This is a genomic window from Paenarthrobacter sp. CM16 (assembly GCF_013179505.1).
In the GTDB taxonomy this organism is placed as follows: Bacteria; Actinomycetota; Actinomycetes; order Actinomycetales; family Micrococcaceae; genus Arthrobacter.
In genome coordinates, this window is sequence record NZ_JABMCX010000538.1 from 1 (window position 1) to 1,358 (window position 1,358).

The 1,358-nt window shown below is 64.7% G+C and carries 2 protein-coding genes; both read left to right on the top strand.

Annotated features, from left to right (window positions below; genetic code table 11):
* The coding region (locus HP499_RS24295) for a sugar phosphate isomerase/epimerase (protein WP_172326579.1) at window positions 1–545 on the top strand (545 nt) is incomplete at its 5' end.
* Window positions 542–1,358, top strand: an 817-nt coding sequence (locus tag HP499_RS24300; RefSeq protein WP_172326580.1) for an FAD-dependent oxidoreductase, incomplete at its 3' end; no start/stop codon positions are given. The genes HP499_RS24295 and HP499_RS24300, both read left to right, overlap by 4 nt.

Genomic DNA, 1,358 nt, shown 5'->3' on the forward strand with positions numbered 1-1,358 from the left:
CAGGCCAGGCCCTGGGAGCATCCACGCTGACTGTTGCCTGCGCGGACCCGGACCTGGACCGCTTCGGGGACCACCTCGCCCGGATGACGCAGGACGGCGCAGCGTACGGAATCGTTCCCACGCTGGAGCCCATTGCCTACCAGACCGTCCGCTCCATTCCGCAGGCTGTGGATCTCGCCGACCGCGCAGACTGCAAAATCGTGGTGGATGCCCTGCACGTCAACCGCTTCGGTGGCACGTGGGCTGAACTTGAAGACGCCGCGGACCTGGTACCCATGATCCAGCTCTGCGATGGCCCCGCTATCCCGCCACCCGGGAGGGAAGGGCTGATCCTTGAGTCCCGCTCGGAGCGGGGCGTACCAGGAGAAGGCGAATTCGACCTGACGTCCATGCTCGCCTCCTTCTCCGCAGTGGTCCCCGTGAGCGTCGAGACCCCCTCCGGAAGCAGGGTGGCCGCCATGGGCGAACTCGCGTGGGCCAAACAGCTGAAAGCAGCAGCTGACTCTGTCCTCAATACCCCCGCATTTACCTGGAGCATTTCATGAACACCATCCCATCCCGCCCCACCCTTGACTGCGATGTCCTTGTCATCGGTTCAGGAGCAGGCGGCCTCGCTGCGGCAGTGACGGCGGCCTATCACGGGCTGAAGGTCATCGTCGTGGAAAAGTCCGCTGTTTGCGGCGGCGCGACGTCGTGGTCCGGCGGCTGGGCATGGGCTCCCGCCAACCCGCTGGCATACGCCGAAGGCGTCACCGAGGATAAGGAAACATTCCGGACGTACCTCCGTGGAGTCCTGGGCGATGATTACCGGGAGCACAACGTGGAAGGCTTCCTGGAAGCATCCCCGCACATGGTGGGATTCTTCCAGGACAAGACGTCCCTGCAGTTCGTTCCCGGCAGCAGGATCAACGACATTTACGGCAATCTCCCCGGAGCAGGCACGGGCCACCGCTCGGTGGGTCCCAAACCCCTCAACGCCCGGGCCATCAAACCTGCCTTGCGGGCCAAGATGCGTCACCAGCTCTACGAGACATCCTTCCTGGGCATGGGCATCATGGCCGGGCCGGACCTCAGCAAGTTCCTTTCGGCATCGCAGGGCAACCTCACCGGGATCTTCCACGCCGGGTGGCGCTTCGGTTTCCATCTGCTGGACCTGCTGACCCACCGCCGCAACATGCAGTTGGTCAACGGCACAGCCCTGACCGGCAGGCTCATGAAGTCCGCCGATGACCTGGACGTGGACATCCGCGTTTCCACCCCTGCCACAGCGCTGCTCAGCGATGACAGCGGGAAGGTGACAGGCGCCGTCGTGCGTTCTCCTGAGGGTGAGCTCCGGATCAACGCGAGCCGCGGCGTGG